A 23457-nucleotide genomic window follows, 5' to 3' on the forward strand; every position below is an offset into this window, starting at 1 on the left:
GATCTCCCCGATCAGAATCGCCGCTAACCGGAAGTCGGAGATGACGGCTCGTCATCATCGCATGGGTTCCAGTAAATGTGGGGGCGATTCGATACCGTTGACGAGATGCCGATCCTGAAGAAAGGAAAATTCGGGCTTACAGAAAGGAGGATTCGGACGACTGCGGCGGGAGTGGGCCCTCGCCTCGCTTTTCGGCGACCGGGACCCCTCCGCGCACATCCTAGAAAGTGATCAACGGATCACCGACGAAGTCGGCGATGAAGTTGACGAAGAAGAAGCCGAAGAAGAGCACGTTCAGCACCAGTAGCACGTAGTGCCAGGGGCGCGGGCGGGCGGGCCGGGGCAGCCGGCTGTTCAGGTAGATCAGCAGGAACGGGTAGAGCAACGCGCCCAGGTTCGACATGTTGGCCGACCACTGCACCAGGTTGACCGGCACCGCCAGGTGCAGCACCACCGATATGATCACCAACAGCAGCAGCATGAACGGGTAGTAGAACCTCCGCGGGTCACCCTCCAGCAGCCGGCGCAACCGGGGACTGGTCGCGTGCGCGGCGTCGGTGCTGACCCGTACCATTCCCTCGAAGATCCCGAGCTGGGTGCTGAACAGCACCAGTACGCCGACCAGCAGCATGCCGTAGAACATCATCGGCCCGTAGTCGGGTTCCAGGGCGGTGGCCACGAAGGTCGGTACGTTCGCCGCGGTCGGCGTCTCGCCGGAGAGCTGCACCGCCCGTGCCATCAGAATGGTGGGCAGCAGCATGCCGAGCATCGCGCCGACGAAGAAGACGCCCCACATGTCGACGAGCAGCAGCCGGTACCAGCGCCGCCACCGGGCCGCGTTCGTCGGGTCGTCCGGGAAGGTGACCCCGGTGGCCAGCAGTTCCCGCCGGTCACCGCGGAGCCCGGAGATGTAGCCGGTGCGGAAGCCCATCCCGTAGCCCTTGTCCCGGTAGTGACCCATGACGTACCAGTTGAGGCCGGAGACGAGCGCGGTGAACCCGGCCAGCCCGCCGAGCTGGGTGGCGGTGATCCCTTCCGGCGGCGCGGCCGGGGTGACGAAGCCTCGGATCCCCTCCCACCAGATGTCCCACGGGACCACGAAGAGCGCCACCAGCAGCAGGGCGAGCAGGATGCCGCTGACCATCACCCAGTTGGCGAGTTCGAGGGCCCGGCTGATCCGCTTCGCCCCGGCGGCGATCAGGAAGACCAGCACCAGCAGGGCGATCGCCCAGAGCCGTGGCTCCTCCGCCCCGGACGGCGGGGCCTCGCCGTGCACCAGCGCGTACATCCCCTGGCCGGCCGAGGCCGCCCAGCCGCCGGCAATGAACGCGAAGATCACCAGAAACACCGACGCCGGTACCCAGAGCAGGTAGCCGGGCGGCACCCTGCCCCAGCCGACCACCGGGGCCTCGCCGGTGGCCATCACGTACCGGGAGCACTCGATGTTGTAGAAGGTCTGCAGCACCGCCGAGACCAGGATGACCCAGCCGACCCCGACGAAGCCGAACTGGCCGACCGCCTGCGGGCCGAGCAGCCACTCACCGCTGCCGATCGAGATGCCCAGCGCGATCAGGCTGGGGCCGAGAGCGTACTTGACCAGCTCGCGGGGGCCGAGCCGGCGGACCTTGAAGACCTCCTCGGGCTCGGGAAGATCGGCCACGGCGAGCGGGGGACGGCTGACGCCGAGTGGATATGAGTGGAGATCCGGGACCTGGGTTGCCTCCGCCATGAGACACCTCCTTGGAGATCCCCCCGGACATCAATCGTCATCCATCGGAAACCCATACGCAATGAACCTTTTTCAACCTCCCCTTGCGGTCCGTCGGAGCGCAAGGTCGGACGCGGTGCGTGAGCGCCGCGCGGTTCAGGTGGAAAAAGGTTCAATAATCGATCCTCGCCAGCGCGCTTCCGGACCTCCGGGCTTCCTCGTCGGCCGTCGCGGCATACACACCCGTTCCTGCGACGCGGTTGCACCCGATCGGGGTGCAACCGGCGCCGTGTCGAGAACCGACTCCAACCGTTGACCAGACCGGAGCACGGTGAAGGGTCAGGATCCGATCACGCTCCGGGGGCCCGAGGCCCGCCGGCCAGGCCGGCGGGTGGGGTGCCGACTGCCGCGGACGCCAGAGCAGCCAGGTGGTACGCCATGCCGTTGCAGCGTCACGACACGTCCCCGGTACCACGCCCGGCCGGGCTCGTCCCGCCGGACGCCGACCTGTCCGGGGTCACCGAACTCCGGCTGCACGGGGTGGGCGGCACCACGCCGGAGGACCTGCTCGCCGACGACGCCCCGCAGTGCGTGTCCGGCGACCGGATCGCCGGCTTCTACCGCACCGCCGACCTGCCCGGCCGGCACGTCGAGGCGTACTCCTGGGGTGGGATGACCTCGCGCAGCGGCGCCCGGGTGCTCTGGCTGCTGCTCTTCCCGTTCGCGCTGGCGAACGTGGCCGGCTGGATGTGCAGCCCGGCCACCCACCAGCGACCGGCGCTGTTCCGGCTGCACCGGGCGGCGGTCCGCTGGGCAGCCCTCGGGCTCACCCTCAACCTCCTGCTCATCGCCGCGATGACCGGGATGGAGCTGCTCGGCTACCAGTGCGGCGGGCAGTCCGGCTGCGCCGACGACGCCTGGCCGGTACGGCTACTGCACGCCCCGCTGCTCGCCGGTTACCCGGCCCGGCGGATCCTGGCCGGCGCCCTGGTGCCGCTGGCCATGGTGGTCCTGCTGGCGGTCCTCGCGTTACGCACCGTCAAACGCTACGAGGCGGCCGGCTCCGGTGCGCCCGGCGCCGATCGGGGGCAGGAGTCCCGCGGCGCGGCGCGGTGCCGGTCCGGGCTGGCCGACCCGGACTTCTGGACCGGCCGGCGCAGCGCGCTCGAACAGGGCTATCTGCACATCGCCGCCGGGCTAGCCTTCGTCGCGCTGGTGCTCGAACACACCGTACGGGAGGCGGCGCGGCCGGCCGGGGCATCGGTACACGCCCCGGTGCCGGCCCGGGTGGCGCTCGCCCTCGCCGTGGCGGTCCTGGTCGGGGCGCTGGTCCTCGTGGCCGCCGAACGCTGCCCGCCGGCCGTCCCGGCCGTACTGCTCGGCGCGGCGGTTATCTCGGTCTGCTGCGCCGGCTGGTTCGCCGCCGTGCAGCCGGCGTACCCGCAGCCGTTCGGCTACCTGCCCGGCATGCGCGCGGTGGCGGGACTGACCCTCGGCGGGGTGCTCGGCACCCTGCTGGTGGTGCTCGCCGCCGTGCTGCCGGGCGGCTGGCGGCGAGGCACCTTCGTGATCTTCGGACCGTTCGTCGCGCTCACCCTCGGCGTCTTCGCGCTCAACGTGGTCCTGATCAGCCTGATGAGCCGGGTCGCCGCGATCACCGCCGAGGTCTCCACCCGGGTGCATCTGCCGGCCGGTCCGCCCGAGCGGGTCGAGTTGTACCTCTATCCGTTCCTCGGCCGGCTGGTCCACTACCTGACCCTCTTCCCGCTGGCGCTGATCCTGCTCTTCGCCGGCTACGAGCTGGTCGGCTACTGGCGGGCCGGACCGGACCGGACGGCCCGGGCCCGCCGGTTCGCCCGGATACTCCGCGACGTCGACAAGCTGCTCACCGCCATCGCGGCGATCGGCGTGGTCCTGCTGATCGTCCTCCAGGTCCGGTACTGGGTCTTCGGCAAGCTGCCCTGGGGCACACAGTGGACGTTCACCATCGGCAGCTACCTCGCGGCCGCCATCCCGGCCATGATCATCCTGGTACTCCGCAGGGGCTGGCGTGACCTGCACAGCCGGCGCCGGATCGGAGTGATCTGGGACGTGCTCACCTTCTGGCCGCGCGCCTACCACCCGCTGGCGCCGCCGTCCTACGCCGAACGGGCGGTACCGGAGCTGCAGCAGCGGCTGTGGCGGATCCACGACAGCGGCGGGCAGGTGGTGCTGGCCGCACACAGCCAGGGCACCGTGCTGGCCGCCGCCGCGCTGCTGCAACGGGAGAACCGGCCGGACGACGGTGTGGTCGCCCTGGTCACCTTCGGCTCGCCTCTGACCACACTGTACGGATGGGCGTTTCCGGCCTACTTCGACGCAGACGTGCTGGCCGGGCTCACCCCGACCGGCGGCGCCGCCGGGGTGGCGCTGCACGCCTGGCGGAACTTCTCCTACCGGACCGACTACATCGGCGGCCGGATCTTTCCCGCCGGACGGCCGCCGACCGAGATCGACGTGGAGCTTCCGGACCCGGTCGGCAACGGGCACATCCACGGGCAGCCGGCCCCGGCGGCGGCCCGACACTCGGGGTACTGGGTCGACCCCGCCGTCTGGCGGACCGTGGACGATCTCGCCGAGGCCGTCGGTGCGGTACGCCGGGTGCCCCGGCAGGACCGGGCCGCGCTGCACGAGGAGGCGTGACGCGGCCCAACTCCTGGGCTGGTTGGTTAGAGGCCGAGGGTGCCGATGGCGGCGGGGAGGGTGGGTGCGGTGGCGAGTTGGCGTACGTCGTGGTGTTCGCGGAGCCAGATCTGGCAGGTGGCGCTGTCGTAGTGGGCGGCGACGGGTTGGCCGGGGTGGTGGCGGGCGAGTCGACGGAGTAGGGGTATCGGGTCGTCGACGGTGGTCGGGGTCGGGTTCTGGGGTACCGGGATCGGTTCGTCGGGGTTGTCGGGGATGTTGCCGGCGATGGCGAGTTCGAGGTAGTCCAGGCAGAACGTGGTCGCGGCTTCCGGGCTGGCGTGGGTGGGCGGGTCGGCGGGGGCGGGTGGCCGGTCGGGGTGGTTGATGGTGACGTCCCAGCTCTCGCCCTGGATGTAGCGCAGGTCGCCGGCATTGTGGCTGTGGTCGGTGAGGGTGATCGTGATCGTCAGGTGTAGTCCGAGGACGAGCCGGACCAGGTCGGCCAGGGGTGGCACGTCGGGCCGTCGGGCGAGGAGGAACAGTCGGGCGCCGGGTCGGCCCCGGGCGGCCCAGCGCAGGTATTCGGTGAGTGGGTCGGCGCCGGCATGATCCAGGGTGACGGTGCCGTCGCGGAGACTGTGGTCGAGGGTGCCGCCGCCGTCGAGTTCGACCAGGTCTTCCGGGCGTACGCCGAAGTGGTCGGCCCAGCCGGCGAGCCGGAACTGGTCCGGGAGTTGGTGCAGCGGTTTGCCGCCGGGGTGGTTCGCCACGTGCGGTGCCGGCATCCGTTGACCGGCCCGCCAGTGCTCCTCCCCCGCCGGCCCGGCCGGCCCGTCGCCTGGCTCGTCGTCTTGTCCGGTGGGGTTGTCCTGCCAGGTGAGTTCACCGGTCTGCCAGCCCTTGGGGCCGGTGCGCCAGTGCAGGTGTGCGACCCGGCTGGCCAGGTCGGTGATGGTGACGGTCACTTCGGTGTGGAGGCGGTGGCTGCCCCAGCAGGTGTAGCAGCGCAGCAGGGAGGGGCTGCGGCCGGAGCCGGCGCAGCGCGGGCAGTCCGGGTCGGTGCGGTTGGTGCCGAGTCGGCAGTCGCAGGCGCGCAGGCGGCTGTGTGGGTCGCAGTCGGGGCAGTCGACGTACCCGATCGGTGGGCCCTGCCACGATGGAGCCGGCGGCTGCCAACCCCGACGCAGCACCGGTGTGCGGCGGCTCTGGATCTGGCCGGTGGTCCATTCGGTGAGGGTTTCGGTGGTGCCGTCGGGGCGGAGGGTGGTGTGCCACCAGCGGCCGTCCCGCCAGATCGCTTGTGCTCCGGGGTGCGGGTTGCCGGTGGTCAGGTCGGTGCAGTCGGCGAGGATCCGCCGTTCGAGCTGGTCCACATCGATTGCCGGCGGGCCGGGCGACGGTGGGGTGATGATGAGTTGGTGCGCGGGGATGGTGCGGCCGCGTTCGTCCAAACCGTAGAAGGCGTCGAGGTCGCTGGTGGTGGTGATCGCGATGGTCAGATCAGCGGCGTAGCCATAGGTTTCGGCTGGTACCGGCCCGCCCGGCACCTCAAACCGGACCGCCCAGGTCAGCGCGTCGGTAGCCGCCAGACGGCGGGCCTCGACCACCAGGTCCAGGCAGAGCAGGCCAGCCAGCCGGCACCACCGGCCCAGCTTCCCGGCCGCGTCCAGGTGCGGTGTCTCGGTGGTGCGACCGAGGTAGAGCCGCCACGCATCGAGGCTCTCCCCCGCGATCGCCTCCGCTTCCCACTCCCTGCGGGCCGGCTCGGGCTGCTCTGGTCGCCAGGCGCGGGGCAGCAGGACGAGGGGCCCATCCGGGTCGCCGGGCGCACGGACGTCGGTCCACGAGCCGACACCGACCAGGACGGCCAGATCCTCAAGCAGCGGGCCGAGTGGCAGATGCCAGCTCCCACCACCATCCCCCGCCCATGGGGCGGGTTCGACAACGCCGGGTACGACGCTCGCCGACGCGACCGCCCCGGTGTCCAGGTTCGCCATCGTCAACACCAATTGCGTCCGCCGCCGGCCGGTCTGCCGACAGTCGTGACAGGGCCGGGCGAGGGTGCCGACCCCCTGACAGTCCCGACAGTCCCGGTACGCCTCCCCTGCTAGGCCGCTGGCGTCGTTGTCGGTGACGAGGAGCCGGTTGCCGCCATAGGTGCAGCGGCACGGGTCGAGAGTGAACGCGAGTCCGTCACACGAGCGGCACATCACCACCGGCGGTCCGGCCATCAGCGCCCCGCCAGTTCCTGCGCGGACGGCACCTGCCGGGTCTGCCACCGCCGCAACGCGTCCTTGATCCGGGCATTCTGCTCCCGCACCCGAGCCAACCCGGTGTACGCCCTGGCCAGATCACCGGCCACCTGATCGAGAAACGCGGTCACCTCGTCCGGGTCCACCCCCCGCTGTCCGAAGCCGACCCGGGTGAACCGACGAAACCGCACCTGCGACGGCCACAACGGCCGATACGTCGCCGAGCGGTAGGCCGTTCTGAGCCGCCGTGCTGACCTCCCCTCCCGCCGGAACAACCACCGAAACAGAGCACGCAACGACCTCACCAACCCTCCGATAACAGGCAGAACGTGGACGGGTGGCCCGGCCCGAATCCCCGGGAACGCTCACCCCGGACCGGGCCACCCCGCCCCACCGGTGCGGCCAGGAGCAGCACGTACGTCAGCAGGGCGTCATCAGGGCCGGCACGGTCAGCGGGGAGATCACCAGCCGTGCCAGCAGCGTGGATGCCCAACCGGAGGGCCGGTTGCCTACCAGGCTTTCCGTTGCCAGGCGTCCCGCAGAGGCAACTTACAATGCAAAGCATGGGAGGGCAAGAGCTAACCATGCAAAGCAGGCAAAGTCTTGAGGCTTCGTTGGCGATCATGAGAAGATGCAGGGGCCTACCAGGAAGTTGCCATGCCCCGAATCTCAGATCGCCAACGCATCGCTCAGGACATCCGCAACAAGATCGCGTCGGGTGAGTACAAGCCGGGCGACAAGCTGCCGTCGCTCCGCGAGCTGATCGCGATCTACAACGTGTCCGCCGAACCCGTCCGCTCGGCCCTGCTGATCCTGCAAGCAGAGGGCCTCCTCGAAGGCCACCAGGGCAAGGGCGTCTTCGTGACCGAGCCGAGGTAAGGGCTGCCACGACTCGACGCCGCCAAGCGAGCGGCCGGGCTGCGTGCCAGGCGGTTGCCGCCGTAGATGCAACGACACGGGTCGAGCGTGAACGCGAGTCCGTCACACACGATCGGCACAACACCGCCAGCGGTCCGGCCATCAACGCCCCGCCAGTTCCCGCGCCGACGCCACCTGCCGGGACTGCCACCGCCGCAACGCCTCCTTGATCCGAGCATTCTGCTCCCGCACCCGAGCCAACTCGGTGTACGCCCTGGCCAGATCACCGGCGACCTGATCCAGAAACTCCGTCACCTCGTCCGGATCCACCCCCGCCGACCGATACGCCGACCCCAGCCGCCGCGCCGACACCACCTCCCGCCGCCACAACCAACGAAACCGAGCACCCACGGGCCTCACCAACCCTTCGACAACAAGCAGTAGACGGACGGCTGGACGGACGGCCCCGGCCCGAATCCCCGGGCACGCTCACCCCGGACCGGGACCACCCCGCCCCACCAGCGCAAACACAAGCAGCACGTACGTCAGCAGGGCGTGACTCAGAAGCCGGGACGGACAACCCGTACGAGCTGGCCGCCCCGACCGGGAGGTGCGAGGGCTGCACAGGTTGGAGACCAAGAGAGCACTCGCAGGAGGGAACTTAACCTAACTAGTTCCGTCTGGTCAATACGCAACTGGTTCGTTCTACACGGAACTTGCTGCGTACACCCTCGTTGTGATCTCATGGCAGGTGGAGACCAAGGAGTGCCCATGCCTGCCACCAAGTGGGAAACGCTTGCTGCCCATATCCGGGACCAGATCAAGTCCGGAGAACTGAAGCCGGGCGACAAGCTGCCGTCAACGGCGCAACTGAAGAACGAGCATGGCGTATCGAACGCAGTGATCCGCTACGCCATGCATGCGCTTCGAACCGAAGGCTTGGTCGACAGCATCCACGGGGTCGGCGTCTTCGTAGCCGAGCGGAAGTAGCCAGCCACGCGACGGTGCCGAGAAGCGACAGCGGGGCTGTACGCTTCGACCCTCTCCGATAGTGTTCGATCGACCACGCCGTGATGTCCAGCGCCGGCCGCTGCGCTGTGCACGTCCGCTATCTCACGGCAGCCGGCAACCGGGGAGATCGCATGGCCAGCATTGAGGAAGTCAAGGCCGCACTCGCGCAAGCCGCCGAGCAGGGCAACGCAACACTGAACCAGATCCACGCGGCCGCAGGGCAGACCGAGCAGGTCCTCACTCGACTCCGGGGAGTCGCCGCCGGCACCAACCACGCCAAGGTCACCGAAGCCATCCAGCGCGCCCACGAAGGCAAGCAGCGCCTCCAGGAGGCTGCCACCCTGATCCAGAACAGCGTTACCGCCGCCCGTGAATACATCAGCGTCCTCGGTTAAGCAGGGGTGGCGCGGTGAACGTCAACGAGGTTAAGCGCACGATCCGTGCGGGCAACCAAGCCGCCAAGGAAGCTAAGACCACCTTGGACCAGACAGGTGCCGAAGCAGCCGCCGCAGAACAGCTTGCTCGGGTCACCATCCACGACAGCCAGGACGAGGACGCTCAGGCTGGACTAAAGATCCTTCAAGGCTTCGGGCGCGAGGTCGAACTGGTAATACGCCGTGTCGATGCCGCTGTCGAGCACGCCAACGCCTACCTCGCGGCTCTCGGATGACCGCGCCTATGCCTGAGGTGGTGGCTCAACTACTCGACGTACGTGAACGTCTCGCCGCCGCTGCGGTTACCGCGATGAGAGCCAAGGCTGATGCCGACCAGGTCCACGGACAGTATGCCGAGGCGGCACAGGGCACCGAGCATCCGCAGATACAAGAGGCTCTCACCGACATCCGGGCAGCCAGCGAGAAAGCGGCCCGGACAGCTCGCTTGTTGACCGAGGCAAGGGCACGCTTCACCACTTACCTCAACAAAATCGCTCCTGGCTCTGCGCCTGATGCAGAGATCTCGCACGCAGAAATGCCATCAGGCGAGCATCTCGTAAGCGAAGCAGAAACTCGGGCAGAAAGTGCGTCGGACATCGGCGCGTTCCTGAGAAAAACAAGCCGCAACATTGAAAATATTCAGGACGCCGGCAAGAACGCCACGGAGATAGCACAGAACACAGTCAAGGTAATCAGAAACCCCTTCAATCCTCCAGGCTCACAGACAACAAGCACAGCGACAGTGTCTCCTGCCCAGCCGTCAATCCTCCAAAGGATCGATGCCCCGGAGGCAGTGGGCCATCTTCTCGTCGTAGGCGTAATTGCGGGCACATCCCTCCATAAATCAATCCAACTAGCACGAAAAAGCATAGAAAGGTTTCGGAAGCGTGGAGACAAGGAAAGAACCCAGCGACCTCATTCGCGCGATAGCGAAACGTGATTGGGACCGCGCGGATCGACTACTGGAACGACTGGATCAAGTCGGGTGGACCGGAGGATCACAGATCATCAGCGCCGCCTTCGCCCTCGCTGTTGACCGCCGATTCCGCGGGAAGGGCCTCCAAGAGATCGCCCAGTTCGTCGCAAACACCCGCGCCCGCTACCAGGACGGCTCCGAACTCCCCGCTCTTGCTATGGAGGGAATGATTCGTGCCGTGCTCGGGGAGGTGCACCTCGTCGACGACATCGCCCCCGATGTCGCCTTCTCCGCACAGATCGCAATTCTAGGCACACTGCTTCATGACGAGAACCTGAGCGATTCACAGCTTGATCAGTTCATCCAGCAGGTCGAGCAGACCGCAGCAGAGCACATGTGAAGTGAGTGTTGAGCAAGTACAGCAACAGAAAGCCTCACACCCTTCAAGCATTGTTTGACGGGTCTCCAGCTGCCTTTCGGAAGGGGCAGGTGGCAAAGGGTCGCACAGTCAATGATTGGTATCTGGATAAGGACTCGTCCTCGACGGATGACGGGATTGATGACGACGTCGCCGATCGCGGGCCCGATGCGTGGCTGGACCGCTGGCGGCAGTAGTGGAAGCGCGCGACCGCGCCGACTACCGACGCCGCGACCGATTCACGCCCCGGGACGCCGGGTACGCCGCCAGTAGCCAAGCGAGGCGGCGCTGAGCCCCAGCCCCCAGGCCAGGTACGCCGGGATCGAGACCCAGAAGAACCAGAGCGGATACCCCCCGTCGCCCGGATCCCAGCTCCCGGTGACCGTCTGCACCGCCAACTGCCCGGTGCCGATGCCGAAGTAGACGACCATCAGCAGGCCCAGCCCGAAGCCCGGCCCGAGCAGCAGCCAACGGGGTACCCGGCGGCCGGCCAGCAGCGGCACCCAGCGCGGGAAGACCCGGCCCCAGGAGTGCACCAGGGCCAGCGGCAGCAGCACTCCGGCGAGTAGGAACCCGACCTCGAAGGCGAGGGCGGCCGGCCCGTCCCCGATCATGATTTCCGCCGCCCCGACGGAGTACTGGGCGGCCAGCCGGGCCAGGCAACCGGCCACCGCGAGATAGGCCGCCGCCCAGGCCCACCGAGGCGTACCGGTGAGGGACCTGCCGAACAGCGGACGGTCGCCCCGGTGCCGCCGCCGGTACCCGTTGGTGGCGACCGCCAGCAGCACCGCACCGGCCAGGCAGCCGAGCCGGCCGGCGATCCCGGCCGGGTCGACGGTGAGACCCAGCCCGGGAATGAGCAGGGCGACGACGTCCAGCAACAGCAGCGGACAGAGCATCGCCAGGGCCCCGCTCACCCCCCAGGCCGCCCCGGCCAGCGGCCACCGCCAGCGGTCCGCCCGGTCCAGCGCGACCGCCAGCAGCGCCGCCGCACCGACCAGGGCGACCGCGCCCCAACCGGCCACCGGGAGGAGATCGGTGCCCAGCGGCGGAAACTCCGGCGCGTTCCCCAGCGCCCAGTAGGCCCGCAGCCCCCCGTACCCGAGCGCCCAGAGCAGGACCGCGTACGGCGCCCAGGCCGTCGCGGTCCGACCGGGCGCCGGCCCGGCCGGCGACCCCTCGGGGCGCCGTGACAATACGTCGATGCCGTGCCGTCTCCTGGTCATGTCCCGAGCCTCGTCGGCGGCGGCCGGGCTGGGATCCCCCGCGCGGCGGGCCGGCCTCCCTCGCCGGAGGGAGGCCGGGCGGTGCGGAGACCACTGGTACGGGCGGGACGGCAGCAGCTGCACGGGACTCCCGAGAACAGGCATTCCGGACCCCAGCCGATACCACGATCTCTAGCCTGGATGTGTTGGTTTGTCACGAAAGGGGAATGAGCCGAGACGCTTCGGTGGCCGAGATGCCTCATCGAGCAAGAAGGACGTCGCACGGTATCCAACGGTCCGAGCAGTGGGCGCAGCCAACGCCCCGGCGGATCGGCAGAGAATCTCGGGCCGCGCCCGCCGCGCTGCCGATGCCCCGGACCGGCCGGGCCCTCGCCGGGCAGCTCCTCAGCACCCTGGCCCTGCTCGCCGCGCTGGTCTGGATCGGCCGCGCACACCTGCGGGCCGGCCGCCCCGACACCTGGCTGCTCAGCCCGCTGGACGGGCTCGCGATCGCCCTCGGCGGCGACGGGCCGCCCCCGATGCGGCAGCGACTCGGACTGCTCCTGCTGGCCCTGGTCTGCTTCGCCGCCTGGCGGCACCGGCGGCGGGCCCGGCTCGCCTACCGGCCCGGACCGGTCGACGTACACGAGTTCACCGACGCCACCCCGGGCCGCAGCGCCCCGGTCGACGATCTGAAGAGCCAGTTCTGCCAGCGCCTCTCCGAGACGCACATCTACCCCCCGTACGCCGGACCCGCCGACCCGCCGCCGGAGAACTTCCTCGACGTGGCCGGCGGGGTCGACCCGCGCAGCGGCAACCCGCTGGTCATGCTGCTCCAGATGCTGCCCCGGCTCTGGCCGAGGATCGGCTACCGGGTGACCGGGGTGTTGCAGGTCCGGGCCCAGGAACCCTGCTACGGCGTCTCCGCCACCGTCACCTCGTTCCTGCACGGCGGCCGGAGCGCGATGACGACCCAGTGGGGTGGCACCTGGGAGGAGGCGACCCGGCGGACCGCGTACTGGGTGCTGGCCACGATCCTGCCGGTGACCCGGCTGGGCCGGGCCGCGCCGTGGCGGAACTGGTACGGCCGGGAACTGCCGGCTGCGCTCTTCGCCGCGTACAACAAGGGTAAGGAGTTGCAGGACCGGCGGCAGTTCGACGAGGCGCTCCGCTACTACGGCGAGGCGCTGCGGCTCGACCCGTTCAACGCCGACCTGCGGGTGATGGTGGCGAGCGTGCAGGAGGAGATGGGACTCTTCCTGGACGCGCTGGACACGTACCAGTCGGCGCTGGTCCTGCGCGAGCAGGGCGGCTGGTACGACGACTATCTCTGGACCACCCGCACCGACCGGCTCCGTAACCTGCCCCGGCACCTGCTCGGTACGCTGCGCCGGCTGCGCCACCGCCCCGACTCGATCAAGCTGCGCTACCAGTACGCCTGCACGCTGGCGTACACCGAACGGACCGTGCACCAGTGGTTCAAGTCCGACGGTGTCGGCGACCGGGAGAAGGTGCGCCGCCAGATGCGGGAACGCCTGGAGAAGGCGTTCGTCGACCGGTACTGGCCGGTGGTGGTGACCTTCGCCGACGCACCCGGCGAGCCGGCCGCCAAGGAGTGGCTGCGCCGGGTACTGCGGGAGTTTCCGGAGGCGACCCGGGTGGTGTTCCAGGTCGCCGCCGCCCAGGAGCTGTATCGGCTGCGCGAGGACATGGTGCTCGCCTGGTTCGTCCGGAGCACCCGCTCCGAGGTGACCCACTCCACGTTGCTGCTGCTCCGGGACGTCTGGGCACCGCTGCGGCTGGCGAAGGCGTGGCACGACTGGGCCGCCACCGGCTGGCAGCCGGCGGTGTTCCCTGCCACGCACGGGCCGGTCGGGCCGTTCGACGACGGTGGCTGCCTGGCCGGCTGGTGGCGGCGCGGGCCACGCACCCGGGCCTGGCGGTTGAGCCGGGAGTGGCCGTGCGGCGGCGCACTGCTGGACCGGGCGATCCGGCGGGCCCAGCGCCGCCGGTGGCCGAGGCGCCCGCTGCGGTCGTTCGACTTCTACAACGCGGCCTGCACCTACGCCTTCGCCCTCAAGGGGTACTTCCCGGACCTGGAGCGGTCCACTCCGGCGTACCTCTCGGCTGCCGGCCGGGCGCTGTGGCGGGGCCGCCGGCTGATCGCCGACGCGCTGCCGCTGGCGTACCCGCCCCGTTGGCACCGCCGGCCGGCCACGCCGGCCGTCCCGGCCCGCCCGGTGGTCCCGACCGCCACCCCGCATCCGTTGCCGCCGCCGGTCGCCCCGCTGGTGGCGAAGGCCGTGGAGCAGCTGCGGGCCGCGCTCGCCTGCGCGGAGAGCGGGGTCGCCGCCGACCGGCTGCGGCGGTGGATCCTGAGCAGCGAGCCCGACCTGGCGCCACTGCGCCGGTTGCAGGACTTCGGGTACTTCGAGGAGGAGGTGTACCCGAGCCTGAAGGTGGTGCTGCCGCGCCCCGACAAGGTGATCAACTCCCGGATGTCGGCGTACGCCAAGGAGCTGCTCTGCCAGGGCGCCGTACTCCTCGAACAGACCTGGCACGACCGGGCCCTGCCGCCGCAGACCGCCGACCCGCACCAGCTCATCCGCTGGCTGGACCTGGACGCGGAGACCTGGGACACGCTCTGCCGGATCGCCCTGGACCACGCCCGGTACTGGCGGGACCGGGCCGAGTTCATCCGGCTGCTGCGCGAGGCGGTCGACCCGGTCCGGATCGCCGAGGCCCGGTTCCCGCCGTCGATCCCCCGCTACGACGACCTCTGTCTGGCCGGCTCCGACCGCCTGGTCGGGGACGGCAGCCGGGGCGCGGAGAGCATCGAGCGGCTGGCGCGGCACAACATCGCGCTGGTGGACCGCCGGCTCAACGCCATCTACCAGACCGTCGCCGAGCACGCCGGGGACGGCAGCCTGCGCGCCCGCCGCCGCCTCGCCGAGCTGGACTACCGGGGCGAACCGCTGCGCGGCGACGAGGCGCAGGACATCTGCACCCGGCAGGCCGGGCGGTGGCACCAGGTCGCCGAAGAGATGCGCGAGACCGGCCCGGTGGTCGACACCAGCGGCCTGACCGCGCTGCGCCCGCGGGAACGGGAACGTTGACCCCGTCGAGCCAGCCCTCAGACCTGTCGAGCCGGCCCTCAGACCAGGTCGGCGTCGTGCACGAGCAGGGCCACCTGAACCCGGTTGGTCAACTCCAGCTTGGTCAGCAGCCGGGAGACGTACGCCTTCACCGTCGCCACGCTCATGAAGAGCGCGGCGGAGATCTCCGCGTTCGACCAGCCCCGCCCGATCGCGACCGCGACCTCCCGCTCCCGGTCGGTCAGCCCGTCGAGCAGGCGTACCGCGCGGTCCCGCCGCAGGTCGGCGTCCCGCCGGCCCGGCGTACCGGCACCGGTCACGTGCGCGATCAGCTTGCGGGTGACCGTCGGGGAGAGCGTCGCCTCGCCGGCGGCGACCCGGCCGATCGCCGCGACGATCTCGGCCGGCGGGGTGTCCTTGAGCAGGAAGCCGCTGGCCCCGGCCCGCAACGCCCGCAACACGTACTCGTCGACGTCGAAGGTGGTCAGCACCAGCACTTCCGGCGGGTACGGCAGCCGGCGCAGCGCCTCGGTGGCGGCCAGCCCGTCCATCCGGGGCATCCGGATGTCCATCAGCACCACATCGGGGTGGTGAGCGGCCACCGCCGGCAGCACCTCGCTGCCGTCGGCCACCTCGCCGACCACCCTCAGCTCCGGCACCCCGCCGAGGATCATCGACAGACCGGCCCGGACCAGCGCGTCGTCGTCGACGATCAGCACCCGTACCGGCCCGGCGGCCGCCTGCTCGCTCACGCCGGCCACGGTAGCCAGGCCGTCGGCCTCCTGCTCGCTCACGCCGGCCACGGTAGCCAGGCCGCCAGCCGGAAGTCACCCGATTCGGTACGCCCGTGCTCCAGCCAGCCGCCGAGCAGCGCGGTCCGTTCGCCGAGCCCGACCAGCCCGGTGCCGGTACCCGGGATCCGGGGGCCTTCCGGCTGGCCCACCGGCCACCGGTTGCGTACCTCGACGCTGAGCCCCAGCCCCGGCCGACCCCGCGCGGTCACCAGCACGCTGGTCCCCGGGGCGTGCTTGCGGGCGTTGGTCAGCCCCTCCTGCACGATCCGGTACGCCCCCCGCCCGACCCCGGCCGGCGCGGTCTCCGTGGAGATCAGCTCGGTACGCAGGTCCACCCGCATGCCCGCCTCCCGGGACTCCGCCACCAGCGCAGGCAGGTCGTCCAGGGTGGGCTGCGGCCGCTCCGGTGCCCGGGACGGCGGTTCCGGCGCCCCGGTCGCCGGCAGGGGCACCGCCGGGTACGGCGGGTCCGGCGGGTACGCCTTCGGCCCCGAACCCCAGCCGCCGGAGACCGGTGCCGGCTCGACCGCCCGCGCTACCGCCTGCTCCGGCTCCGCCCCGGCCACCGGCTCCGCCCCACCCTCCGGCGGGTCCTCCCGGAGCACGGTGATCACCTCGCGCAGGTCCTGCAACGCCTGGTGCGCGCTGCTCCGGATCACGCCGGCCGCCCGGACGATCTCCTCGGGCGGCGCGTCGGGCCGGAACTCCAGCGCTCCGGCGTGCAGGCTGAGCAACGAGATCCGGTGCGCGAGCACGTCGTGCATCTCGCCGGCGATCCGGGTCCGTTCCAGCCGCCGGGCCGCCTCGACCCGCAGCCGCTGTTCGGCCTCGGCCCGGTACGCCCGGTCCCGCCAGGAGAGCACGAGCTGCCGGCGGGCCCGGATGAACATCCCCCAGGCCAGTACCGCGGCGGTGAGCACGGCGCTGAGCACCATCCCGACCCATGGCCCGTCGGTCGGGTCGGGATTGCGGTACTCGTAGAGCACCGCCGTCCCGAGGTGTGCCACGACCAGCGGGCCGGCCACCGAGAGCGGCCGGTGCACCACCAGGGTCAGCATGATGATCAGGATGGCGACCCCGGACGGGGTGGAGAAGAGCGCCACCGGCAGGGCGGCGGCGGCCAGTGCGACCGGCCAGCGGCGGCGTACCCAGAGCGCGAGGCAGAGCCCGGTGGTCAGCACCGCGTCGATCATGATCGCCAACTCCGAGTCGGCCCGGTCCGCCACCAGGGTCGGCTGCGGGCGCAGTACGTCCCAGAAGGCGACGAACGCGTAGCCACCGGCGATCAGGAAACAGATCGTGTCGACTATCCAGTCCCGGGTCGACCGGCGCGGGCGGCGCCGGCCGGCGGCCGGGTCGGCGGTAAGGGCGGCCGGCAGCAGCCAGGGATGCTCGGGGCGGGCCGGCACACCAGTCATCCGCCAACTGTACGAACGGGGTGCCGGTACCGGACAGCAACCAAAGTCGACGTCCGGATGTAGCCGAAGGTTTCCGGGTATGAACTCCGGGCCGCAGCGCCCGACCGGCCGGACCCGGCAGGCTCGACCGCATGATCAGTGTCGAACACCTGACGAAACGGTACGGCCGGCACACCGTGGTCGACGATGTCTCGTTCCGCTGCGAACCGGGCACCGTCACCGGGTTCCTCGGCCCGAACGGGGCCGGCAAGTCCACCACCATGCGGATGATCTGCGGTTTCACCCCGCCGACCGCCGGCGCTGCCACCGTCGACTCGGTCGACTACCGCCGGCTGCCGAACCCGGGTCGCCGGGTCGGGCTGCTGCTCGACGCCTCCGCCCAGCACCCGGGCCGGACCGGGCGGGAGACGCTGATGCTCGCGGCCCGCACCATCGGGGTCTCCCGGCGCCGGGTCGACGAGTGCCTCGACCAGGTCGGGTTGAACGCGGTCGCGGCCCGGCGGCGGGTCCGGGCGTACTCGCTGGGAATGCGCCAGCGGCTCGGCCTGGCGCAGGCGCTGCTCGGCGACCCCCGGGTGCTGATTCTGGACGAGCCGGCGAACGGCCTCGACCCGGAGGGGATCTACTGGATGCGCGGCCTGCTGCGTGACTTCGCCGACCGGGGCGGCAGCGTGCTGCTCTCCTCGCACCTGCTCCGCGAGGTGGATGCGGTGGCCGACCGGCTGGTGGTGATCGGCGCCGGCCGGGTGGTGGCGCAGGGCAGCAAGGACGAGTTGCTGGCCGGCGCGGGCGCGCTGGTCCGGGCCCGGGACCCGGAGGCGCTGCGCGGCGCCCTGGACCGGGCCGGGCTGCCGGTGCGGTCCAGCACCGACGGCGGGCTGCTGGTCGGGGCCGAACCCGGCGCCGTCGGGCAGGCCGCCGCCGACTCCGGCGTGGCGCTGTTGGAACTCCGGCCGGCGGAGAGCGCCGGCCTGGAGCAGATCTTCCTGACCCTGACCGCTGGCGATTCCGTCCGGGAGGCCGTGAAATGACCACCGACGCCACCTCGCGCACCGCGATTGCGCCGGGTACCGGTGCTGACCGGGACTCCGGCACACACCAGCCGGACGGGTACGACCGACCAACGCTGCTCCGGTTGACCCTGGTCGAGCTGCGCAAACTCGCCGACACCCGGGCCGGCTACTGGCTGTTGATCACCATCGGCCTGATCTCGGCGATCATCGTGGCCGTGATGCTGTTCACCGCACCCGACAGCGACCAACGGTTCGAGTACTTCTTCGCACTGTCCCAGATTCCGGTTGGCATCCTGTTGCCGATCCTCGGCATCCTGTTGGTGACCAGCGAGTTCTCCCAGCGCACCACGCTGACCACCTTCGCGCTGGTGCCGCAGCGACACCGGGTGGTCGTCGCCAAGCTCGGCGCCGGGGTGGTCGCGGCGCTGATCTCCGTGGTGGCCAGCATGGCGACGGCGGCCCTCGGCACGGTGATCGCCGGGCTGGCCGGCGACGGCGGGGCGTGGTCCACCGGCGCCTGGACGTTCCTCGGCGCGGCGGTCTTCCAGGTGGTCAACGTCACCCTGGGCGTCGCGTTCGGCCTGCTGTTCCAGAGCACCCCGCTGGCCATCGTGCTCTCCCTGGTGCTGCCGATCGCCTGGTCCATGCTCGGCGAGATGATCGAGCGCCTGCGCTCCGCCGCCGAGTGGCTGGACACCGGGCTCACCACGGCCGGGCTGGTCGAGCCGCCGAACGCCGGGGACCTCGACGGTGGCCAGTGGGCCCGGCTCGGCGTCTCGGTCGCGGTCTGGGTGCTGGTGCCGCTGGTCGCCGGGCTGATCCGGACGGTACGCCGGGAGGTGTCCTGAGGTGGGCCGCGACGCGATCCCGCCGGAGTGGACCCGGGCGTCCGGGGAGCCGACCGTGGTGGCCGAGCCGGCCAGCCTGGTCGCCCTGGTCTGGATCTCCTTTCCGCTGCTCGGCGCCGCCCTGCTCTGGCTGGTGCAGGCCTCGGCGGGCTGGGTGGTCTCGCTGCGCTGGGCACCCTGGCGCGGCCTGTTCAAACTGGTCGACGCCGTCGACGAGCCGTGGGCCACCGGCGGCGCCCTGCTGCTCGGCGCCCTGGGTGGGCTGCTGATCGCCGCCATCGCCGCCGACGAACGGTTGAGCGTCACCGTCGCCCGGGACGGGGTGACCCTGGTGCGGGGCGACGCCACCCGACGGGTCGACCGGGCCGAGATCACCGGGGTGTTCCGGGACGGCAAGCGGCTCGTCCTGCTCGGGCCCGTCGCCGAGGAGCTGGCCCGGGAGCCGTCGGACCTCCCCGCCGACCGGCTCCGGGCCGTCTTCGAGGCGTACGGCTACCGCTGGTACGCCGACGGCGACCCGTACCGGGCGGACTTCCGGCGCTGGGCCGACGGCGACCCGGAGCTGCCTGTCGGGGCGAACGCGCTGCTCAAGGCCAGACAGCGGGCACTGGACAAGGGCGACAAGGCGGATGTGGCCGAGTTGCGGACCGAGCTGCCCCGGCTCGGCGTGGTGGTCCGGGACGAGGGCAAACGGCAGTACTGGCGCCCGACCAGGCCCGCCGACAGCGGGCGGTCGTTGCCGCCCTTTCCCGGCCGGCAGTAAGGTTCCGCGAATGAGCCTCCAGCGCAGCGTCGACCCTGATCAGGTCGGCTTCGACCCGGCGAGGCTGGCCCGCGTCGATCACCACTTCGCCCGGTACGTCGACGCGGGGCAGTTGGCCGGCTGGCAGATCGTGGTGACCCGGCGGGGCGAGATCGCGCACTCCTCCAGCTACGGGATGCGGGACCGGGAGGCGGGGCTGCCGGTCGAGCCGGACACCCTCTGGCGGATCTACTCGATGACCAAGCCGATCACCTCGGTCGCCGCGATGATGCTCTGGGAGGAGGGCCGGCTCCAGCTCACCGACGAGATCAGCCGCTGGTTGCCGGAGTTCGGCGACGCCCGGGTCTACGACCGGGGGTCGGCGCTCAAGCCGTACACCGTGCCGGCGGTCGAGCCGATCCGGGTCTGGCACCTGCTCACCCACACCGCCGGACTCACCTACGGCTTCCTGCAGACCTCGGTGGTCGACGGGCTCTACCGGGCCGCCGGGTTCGACCTCTATCCGCCGCCGGACGTCGACCTGGCCACCGCGACCGCGGGCCTGGCCCGGCTGCCGCTGCTCTTCCAGCCCGGCACCGCCTGGGGCTACTCGGTCGCCACCGACGTGCTCGGCCGGCTGGTCGAGGTGGTCTCCGGCCAGCCGTTGGACGCCTTCTTCGCCGACCGCATCCTCGGCCCGCTCGGCATGACCGACACCGGCTGGTGGGTCGAGGGCGCCGACGCGGACCGGCTGGCCGCCTGCTACGCCGCGCACCCCGGCACCGGCCAGGCGCTGCGGTACGACCAGGTCGGCGCGCTGGCGCTCCAGAAGCCGCCGCTGCTCTCCGGCGGCGGTGGGCTGCTCTCCACGGCGGCCGACTACCACCGGTTCACCCAGTTCCTGTTGCGCGGCGGGGAACTGGACGGGGTACGCCTGCTCGGTCCGCGTACGGTCCGGTTCATGACCCGTAACCACCTGCCGGAGGGGCGGGACCTGGGGCGCCTCTCCACCGGCGGGTTCGCCGAGACCACCTTCGACGGGATCGGCTTCGGGCTCGGCTTCGCGGTGGTACTCGACCCGGTGCCGAGCCGTGCCCCGAGCAACACGGGCGAGTTCTACTGGGGCGGGATGGCGAGTACCGCGTTCTGGGTCGACCCGGTCGACGAGGTCACCGCGTTGCTCTTCACCCAGCTCGTCCCCTCCAGCACCTTCCCGCTCCGTGCGGAGCTGCGCCAGCTCGTCTACGCGGCGCTGGTCGACTGAACCTTTTCCACCTGAACCGCGCGGCGCTCACCCACCGCGTCCGACCTTGCGCTCCGACGGACCGCAAGGGGAGGTGGAAAAAGGTTCACTGATCACCCGGCCATCCGGTCCGGGTGCGGCATCCGCGGCGGTCGCTCCGGCGAACCGTCCCGGGGGCCGCCGCCGGGCCGGCGGGGCTGGCGCGGCAGAGGTAGCGTGTTGATCGCACCGGGGGAGGTTCGCCATGGCGATGAGGGCGAAGCGGGTGAGTCTGCTCGACATCGGGCTCGACTCGTCGTTCGACGCGGCGATGACGTTCGTCCAGTCCACGTTGCAGAACATCAACGCCGAGCATCAGCAACCGATAGTCGACATCGACTTCGTCCGCTCCCGTGACCCGGACACGGTGCTGACCGCCTTCACCGCCTCCTGCGACGTACTGCACGTGATGGCGCACGGCGACCACAGCAGCACCCCCACCTTCGCCAGCAGCGACGGCCGGACGAAGATCTCGCTGGAGGCGCTCGGCGAGGAGGCGGCCGCCCGGGGGCGGGGCATCTCGGCGCACGCGATCCTGGCCGACGGCTGCCGCACCGGCACCGGCGCCTGGCAGAAGGCGGTCCGGGACTGCCTCCAGGACGAGGTGACCTACATCGGCACCTCGGCGCAGATCGGCTGGCACGAGAGCGGTGTCTTCTGCTCGGCGTTCTACGGGGCGCTGTTCCGCAACCGGGGCCGGGGCATGACCCCGGCCGAGCAGGCCCAGGACGCGGCCGAGCGGGCGATCGAGGCGTACACGCTGCTCACCGACCGGCACTGCCCGTTCCGGGTGCTCACCCTCAGCCCCAGCCGCTGGGCGCGGATGGCACTGGCCTGACCCGGGCGGGCGCCGGCCAGGTTTCTGCTGGTCAGGCCGCCGATCTGGGGGTGGTCGCCCGGGAGAACCGGCTCGACCCGCCAGTCCGGCGCACGGCCGGAGCGGGCGGCCGGGAGGTGCTCGGCGGGGTGACCGCCTGCTGCCAGTGGTCCAGCATGGGCAGCAGGTCCCAGCCCACCTCGCGGCGCCGGGACGCGGCGGTGGCGCAGCGGGCCCGCCAGCTCCACTCGTTCAGTGGTACGGACGGCCCGGTCAACTCGGCGCGCAGGTCGAGCAGGACGTCGACGGAGTGCCGGAACGCGGTGCGACCCCGCACGCCGTCCGGCTGGTCCAGCAGCCAGCCCAGGCCCCGGCCCGCGCAGGTGGCGCAGTCACAGTGCCACATCCCGTTGTCCGGGTGGCGGCGCATGGTGGCCTCGATCTCCGGCAGCGGCGCGTACGACAGGCACTGCCGGACGACCGCCGACGGTCGGGGCACCCCGGCCGGTGGGCGGGACCCGGCCGGGCGGCGTGGGTCGAGCCGGCGCAGCGCGGGTTCGGTGCCGATCGCCACCGCGGTCGCTCCGGAGCAGAGCACGCCGAGCGCCGGCAGGTCGGCCCGGAGCACCAGCACCGGTACGCCACAGCCGAGCAGTTGGAGCAGCCCGCGCACCGTACTGGCCGGGCTGAACGGGTTCGCCGACTCCTCGACGACCACCGCCACCGGTACCCCGACCGCCGCCACGTAGCGGACCAGGGTCTGCCGGGCGATCCGGTCGGCGAGCCAGCACGGGTGCATCGGCAGCAGCGCGATGGCGTCACCGAGTCGGGCGGCCCGTTCGAGGATTCCGGCCAGGCCGGCGGTGTCGTCCCGGTCCAGGTAACCCGAGTCCGTCAGTACCGGAAGCCCGAGGTCCCGCTGGCAGTCGATCCATCGCGGGTCGAACGGGGCGGCGGCGGGCAGCCGGGCGTCACCGGCATACCGGGCCGCGTCCAGCAGTACGGGACGGCGGTAGTGGTCGACCTCCCGCAGGTGCCGGGCCCGGCTCAGGCAACCGCGCAGGTTGCCCCGGTCGGCGGTGACCACCAGGCCGCCGCCGCTCCGGTCGGCCACCTCGGCCGCCTGGGTGACGTGGCTGGTCCGGCAGTGCAGCAGCAGACTGCGGTCGAGACTCCCGATCCGCCGTCCCATTCCATCCGATCGCCCGTCAAGGTTCCGCGCCACGAACCCTCACCCCGCTGATCGTCGTCAAGACATTGATCACCATGAGTGCTTATATGGTAACTCGACGCAACCAGACGAGGTAACCGGGGTGCAATTCCTTTGGCAGATCGCGGAAAGTGCCTTGGCGGCCGCGACCGGTTCCGGTAACGGAACCCGGCGCCGTCCGGATGGACACGCAACCCCCGCGCCGAGGGTGACCCTCACCCTCGGCGTGGCCCGCTTCTCGAATCTGAATGATGTCGAGCCGCGAGACGGTCCTGCGCGACCCGCCCGGACGGCGGTCGGTTCAGAGCACCATCTCTCGCCAGCCCGGACGCCCACCTAGCCAGGCGTCCGCGAGGATGCGCGCGGACGCCTCACCTGGGCACTGTTGCACCTTCGAGCGCCCTTGGGCGCCCCCAACCTGGGCCTCGACTTCCCATCGTTGCCCATCCGTACGAATGTAGACGTCGCGCCGTGAGCGCGGACCCCGATCGCCGTTCCACCAGTGCCGCTCGACTCTCACCCGGTCACGGTATAGCACGGACGGACCTGCTGGATATCCTCATCAACCAAACCTTGACCTCCTGGTTATCGTCCGGCCCCCGTCGACGTCCCGAGAAGCCGGACCGATCAGGTGGCGAAAGCGTCGGATCGGGTGCCGGCACCGACCGGAACGGAGACGCGCGATTCGCCCGAGGCGGCGCCGGATGCCCCGACGACGAGGCGCGGGCCGGGCGGGGTCGGCGACCGGCGTCCTCGGTGGATGACCGCAGGT

Annotated in this window: 21 protein-coding genes; 13 read left to right on the forward strand and 8 right to left on the reverse strand. The window is 71.1% G+C overall.

Features of this window, described 5'->3' with window-relative positions:
* Positions 1–220: 220 nt before the first annotated feature.
* A complete protein-coding gene (locus tag EV371_RS27715) occupies positions 221–1729 on the reverse strand; it encodes an Nramp family divalent metal transporter (RefSeq protein ID WP_130464644.1) in 1509 nt (502 codons plus the stop codon).
* Positions 1730–2146: 417 nt separating this feature from the next.
* On the opposite strand from EV371_RS27715, the gene EV371_RS27720 reads away from it, so the two are divergent.
* Entirely contained in the window at positions 2147–4390 is a 2244-nt protein-coding gene (locus EV371_RS27720; protein ID WP_130464645.1) for a hypothetical protein, read from the forward strand.
* A gap of 26 nt (positions 4391–4416) precedes the next feature.
* On the opposite strand, the gene EV371_RS27725 is transcribed toward EV371_RS27720, so the two are convergent.
* Both EV371_RS27725 and EV371_RS27730 read right to left on the reverse strand, forming a co-directional pair.
* Complete coding sequence (locus EV371_RS27725) at positions 4417–6603, reverse strand: hypothetical protein (RefSeq protein WP_130464646.1); 2187 nt, start codon at positions 6601–6603, stop codon at positions 4417–4419.
* Positions 6603–6911 (reverse strand): DivIVA domain-containing protein, encoded by a 309-nt coding sequence (locus tag EV371_RS27730; protein ID WP_130466257.1) that lies wholly within the window; start codon positions 6909–6911, stop codon positions 6603–6605. The genes EV371_RS27725 and EV371_RS27730 overlap by 1 nt, the downstream gene beginning before the upstream one ends.
* A gap of 370 nt (positions 6912–7281) precedes the next feature.
* Here EV371_RS27730 and EV371_RS27735 point away from each other — a divergent pair, with 370 nt between their 5' ends.
* On the forward strand, positions 7282–7503 hold the full coding sequence (locus EV371_RS27735) for a winged helix-turn-helix domain-containing protein (protein WP_130464647.1): 222 nt from the start codon (positions 7282–7284) through the stop codon (positions 7501–7503).
* A 141-nt stretch (positions 7504–7644) separates the two neighbouring features.
* Here the strand turns inward: EV371_RS27735 and EV371_RS34720 are convergent, their stop codons facing one another.
* Positions 7645–7797, reverse strand: coding sequence for a hypothetical protein (locus EV371_RS34720; protein WP_486484812.1), 153 nt, complete (start codon positions 7795–7797; stop codon positions 7645–7647).
* A gap of 429 nt (positions 7798–8226) precedes the next feature.
* Here EV371_RS34720 and EV371_RS27745 point away from each other — a divergent pair, with 429 nt between their 5' ends.
* The 5 genes from EV371_RS27745 (at position 8227) to EV371_RS27765 (ending at position 10243) form a co-directional block, all read left to right on the forward strand.
* Positions 8227–8472, forward strand: a complete 246-nt coding sequence (locus EV371_RS27745; RefSeq protein ID WP_130464649.1) for a winged helix-turn-helix domain-containing protein — start codon at positions 8227–8229, stop codon at positions 8470–8472.
* Positions 8473–8624: 152 nt separating this feature from the next.
* Entirely contained in the window at positions 8625–8888 is a 264-nt protein-coding gene (locus EV371_RS27750) for a hypothetical protein (protein ID WP_130464650.1), read from the forward strand.
* A 14-nt stretch (positions 8889–8902) separates the two neighbouring features.
* On the forward strand, positions 8903–9163 hold the full coding sequence (locus tag EV371_RS27755) for a hypothetical protein (protein ID WP_130464651.1): 261 nt from the start codon (positions 8903–8905) through the stop codon (positions 9161–9163).
* An 8-nt stretch (positions 9164–9171) separates the two neighbouring features.
* Entirely contained in the window at positions 9172–9867 is a 696-nt protein-coding gene (locus EV371_RS27760; protein WP_130464652.1) for a hypothetical protein, read from the forward strand.
* On the forward strand, positions 9815–10243 hold the full coding sequence (locus tag EV371_RS27765) for a polysaccharide deacetylase family protein (protein ID WP_130464653.1): 429 nt from the start codon (positions 9815–9817) through the stop codon (positions 10241–10243). Before EV371_RS27760 ends, EV371_RS27765 begins: the two co-directional genes overlap by 53 nt.
* A gap of 257 nt (positions 10244–10500) precedes the next feature.
* Here the strand turns inward: EV371_RS27765 and EV371_RS27770 are convergent, their stop codons facing one another.
* Positions 10501–11487: a hypothetical protein gene (locus EV371_RS27770; protein ID WP_130464654.1), complete on the reverse strand. Its 987-nt coding sequence runs from the start codon at positions 11485–11487 to the stop codon at positions 10501–10503.
* 347 nt (positions 11488–11834) lie between these two features.
* Between EV371_RS27770 and EV371_RS27775 the strand changes: the two genes are divergently transcribed.
* Positions 11835–14582, forward strand: a complete 2748-nt coding sequence (locus EV371_RS27775) for a tetratricopeptide repeat protein (protein WP_130464655.1) — start codon at positions 11835–11837, stop codon at positions 14580–14582.
* Positions 14583–14620: 38 nt separating this feature from the next.
* Here EV371_RS27775 and EV371_RS27780 read toward each other — a convergent pair whose 3' ends face one another.
* Together EV371_RS27780 and EV371_RS27785 are read right to left on the reverse strand one after the other, a co-directional pair.
* Positions 14621–15373, reverse strand: a complete 753-nt coding sequence (locus EV371_RS27780; protein WP_130464656.1) for a response regulator transcription factor — start codon at positions 15371–15373, stop codon at positions 14621–14623.
* The gene (locus EV371_RS27785) at positions 15352–16773 is read right to left on the reverse strand and encodes a histidine kinase (RefSeq protein WP_130464657.1); all 1422 of its coding nucleotides are present in this window, start codon (positions 16771–16773) and stop codon (positions 15352–15354) included. Before EV371_RS27785 ends, EV371_RS27780 begins: the two co-directional genes overlap by 22 nt.
* 131 nt (positions 16774–16904) lie before the next feature.
* Here EV371_RS27785 and EV371_RS27790 point away from each other — a divergent pair, with 131 nt between their 5' ends.
* From EV371_RS27790 to EV371_RS27810, 5 genes are all read left to right on the forward strand, one after another.
* The gene (locus tag EV371_RS27790) at positions 16905–17804 is read left to right on the forward strand and encodes an ATP-binding cassette domain-containing protein (RefSeq protein ID WP_130464658.1); all 900 of its coding nucleotides are present in this window, start codon (positions 16905–16907) and stop codon (positions 17802–17804) included.
* Complete coding sequence (locus EV371_RS27795; RefSeq protein WP_486484813.1) at positions 17801–18634, forward strand: ABC transporter permease; 834 nt, start codon at positions 17801–17803, stop codon at positions 18632–18634. Before EV371_RS27790 ends, EV371_RS27795 begins: the two co-directional genes overlap by 4 nt.
* Before the next feature lies 1 nt (position 18635).
* Entirely contained in the window at positions 18636–19397 is a 762-nt protein-coding gene (locus EV371_RS27800; RefSeq protein WP_486484814.1) for a YqeB family protein, read from the forward strand.
* A gap of 10 nt (positions 19398–19407) precedes the next feature.
* Positions 19408–20640, forward strand: coding sequence for a serine hydrolase domain-containing protein (locus tag EV371_RS27805; protein WP_130464659.1), 1233 nt, complete (start codon positions 19408–19410; stop codon positions 20638–20640).
* Positions 20641–20863: 223 nt separating this feature from the next.
* Positions 20864–21496, forward strand: coding sequence for a hypothetical protein (locus tag EV371_RS27810; RefSeq protein ID WP_234359474.1), 633 nt, complete (start codon positions 20864–20866; stop codon positions 21494–21496).
* Positions 21497–21527: 31 nt separating this feature from the next.
* Here EV371_RS27810 and EV371_RS27815 read toward each other — a convergent pair whose 3' ends face one another.
* Positions 21528–22667 (reverse strand): hypothetical protein, encoded by a 1140-nt coding sequence (locus EV371_RS27815; protein ID WP_130464660.1) that lies wholly within the window; start codon positions 22665–22667, stop codon positions 21528–21530.
* Positions 22668–23457: the final 790 nt, after the last annotated feature.

Source organism: Plantactinospora sp. CNZ321 (genome assembly GCF_004217235.1).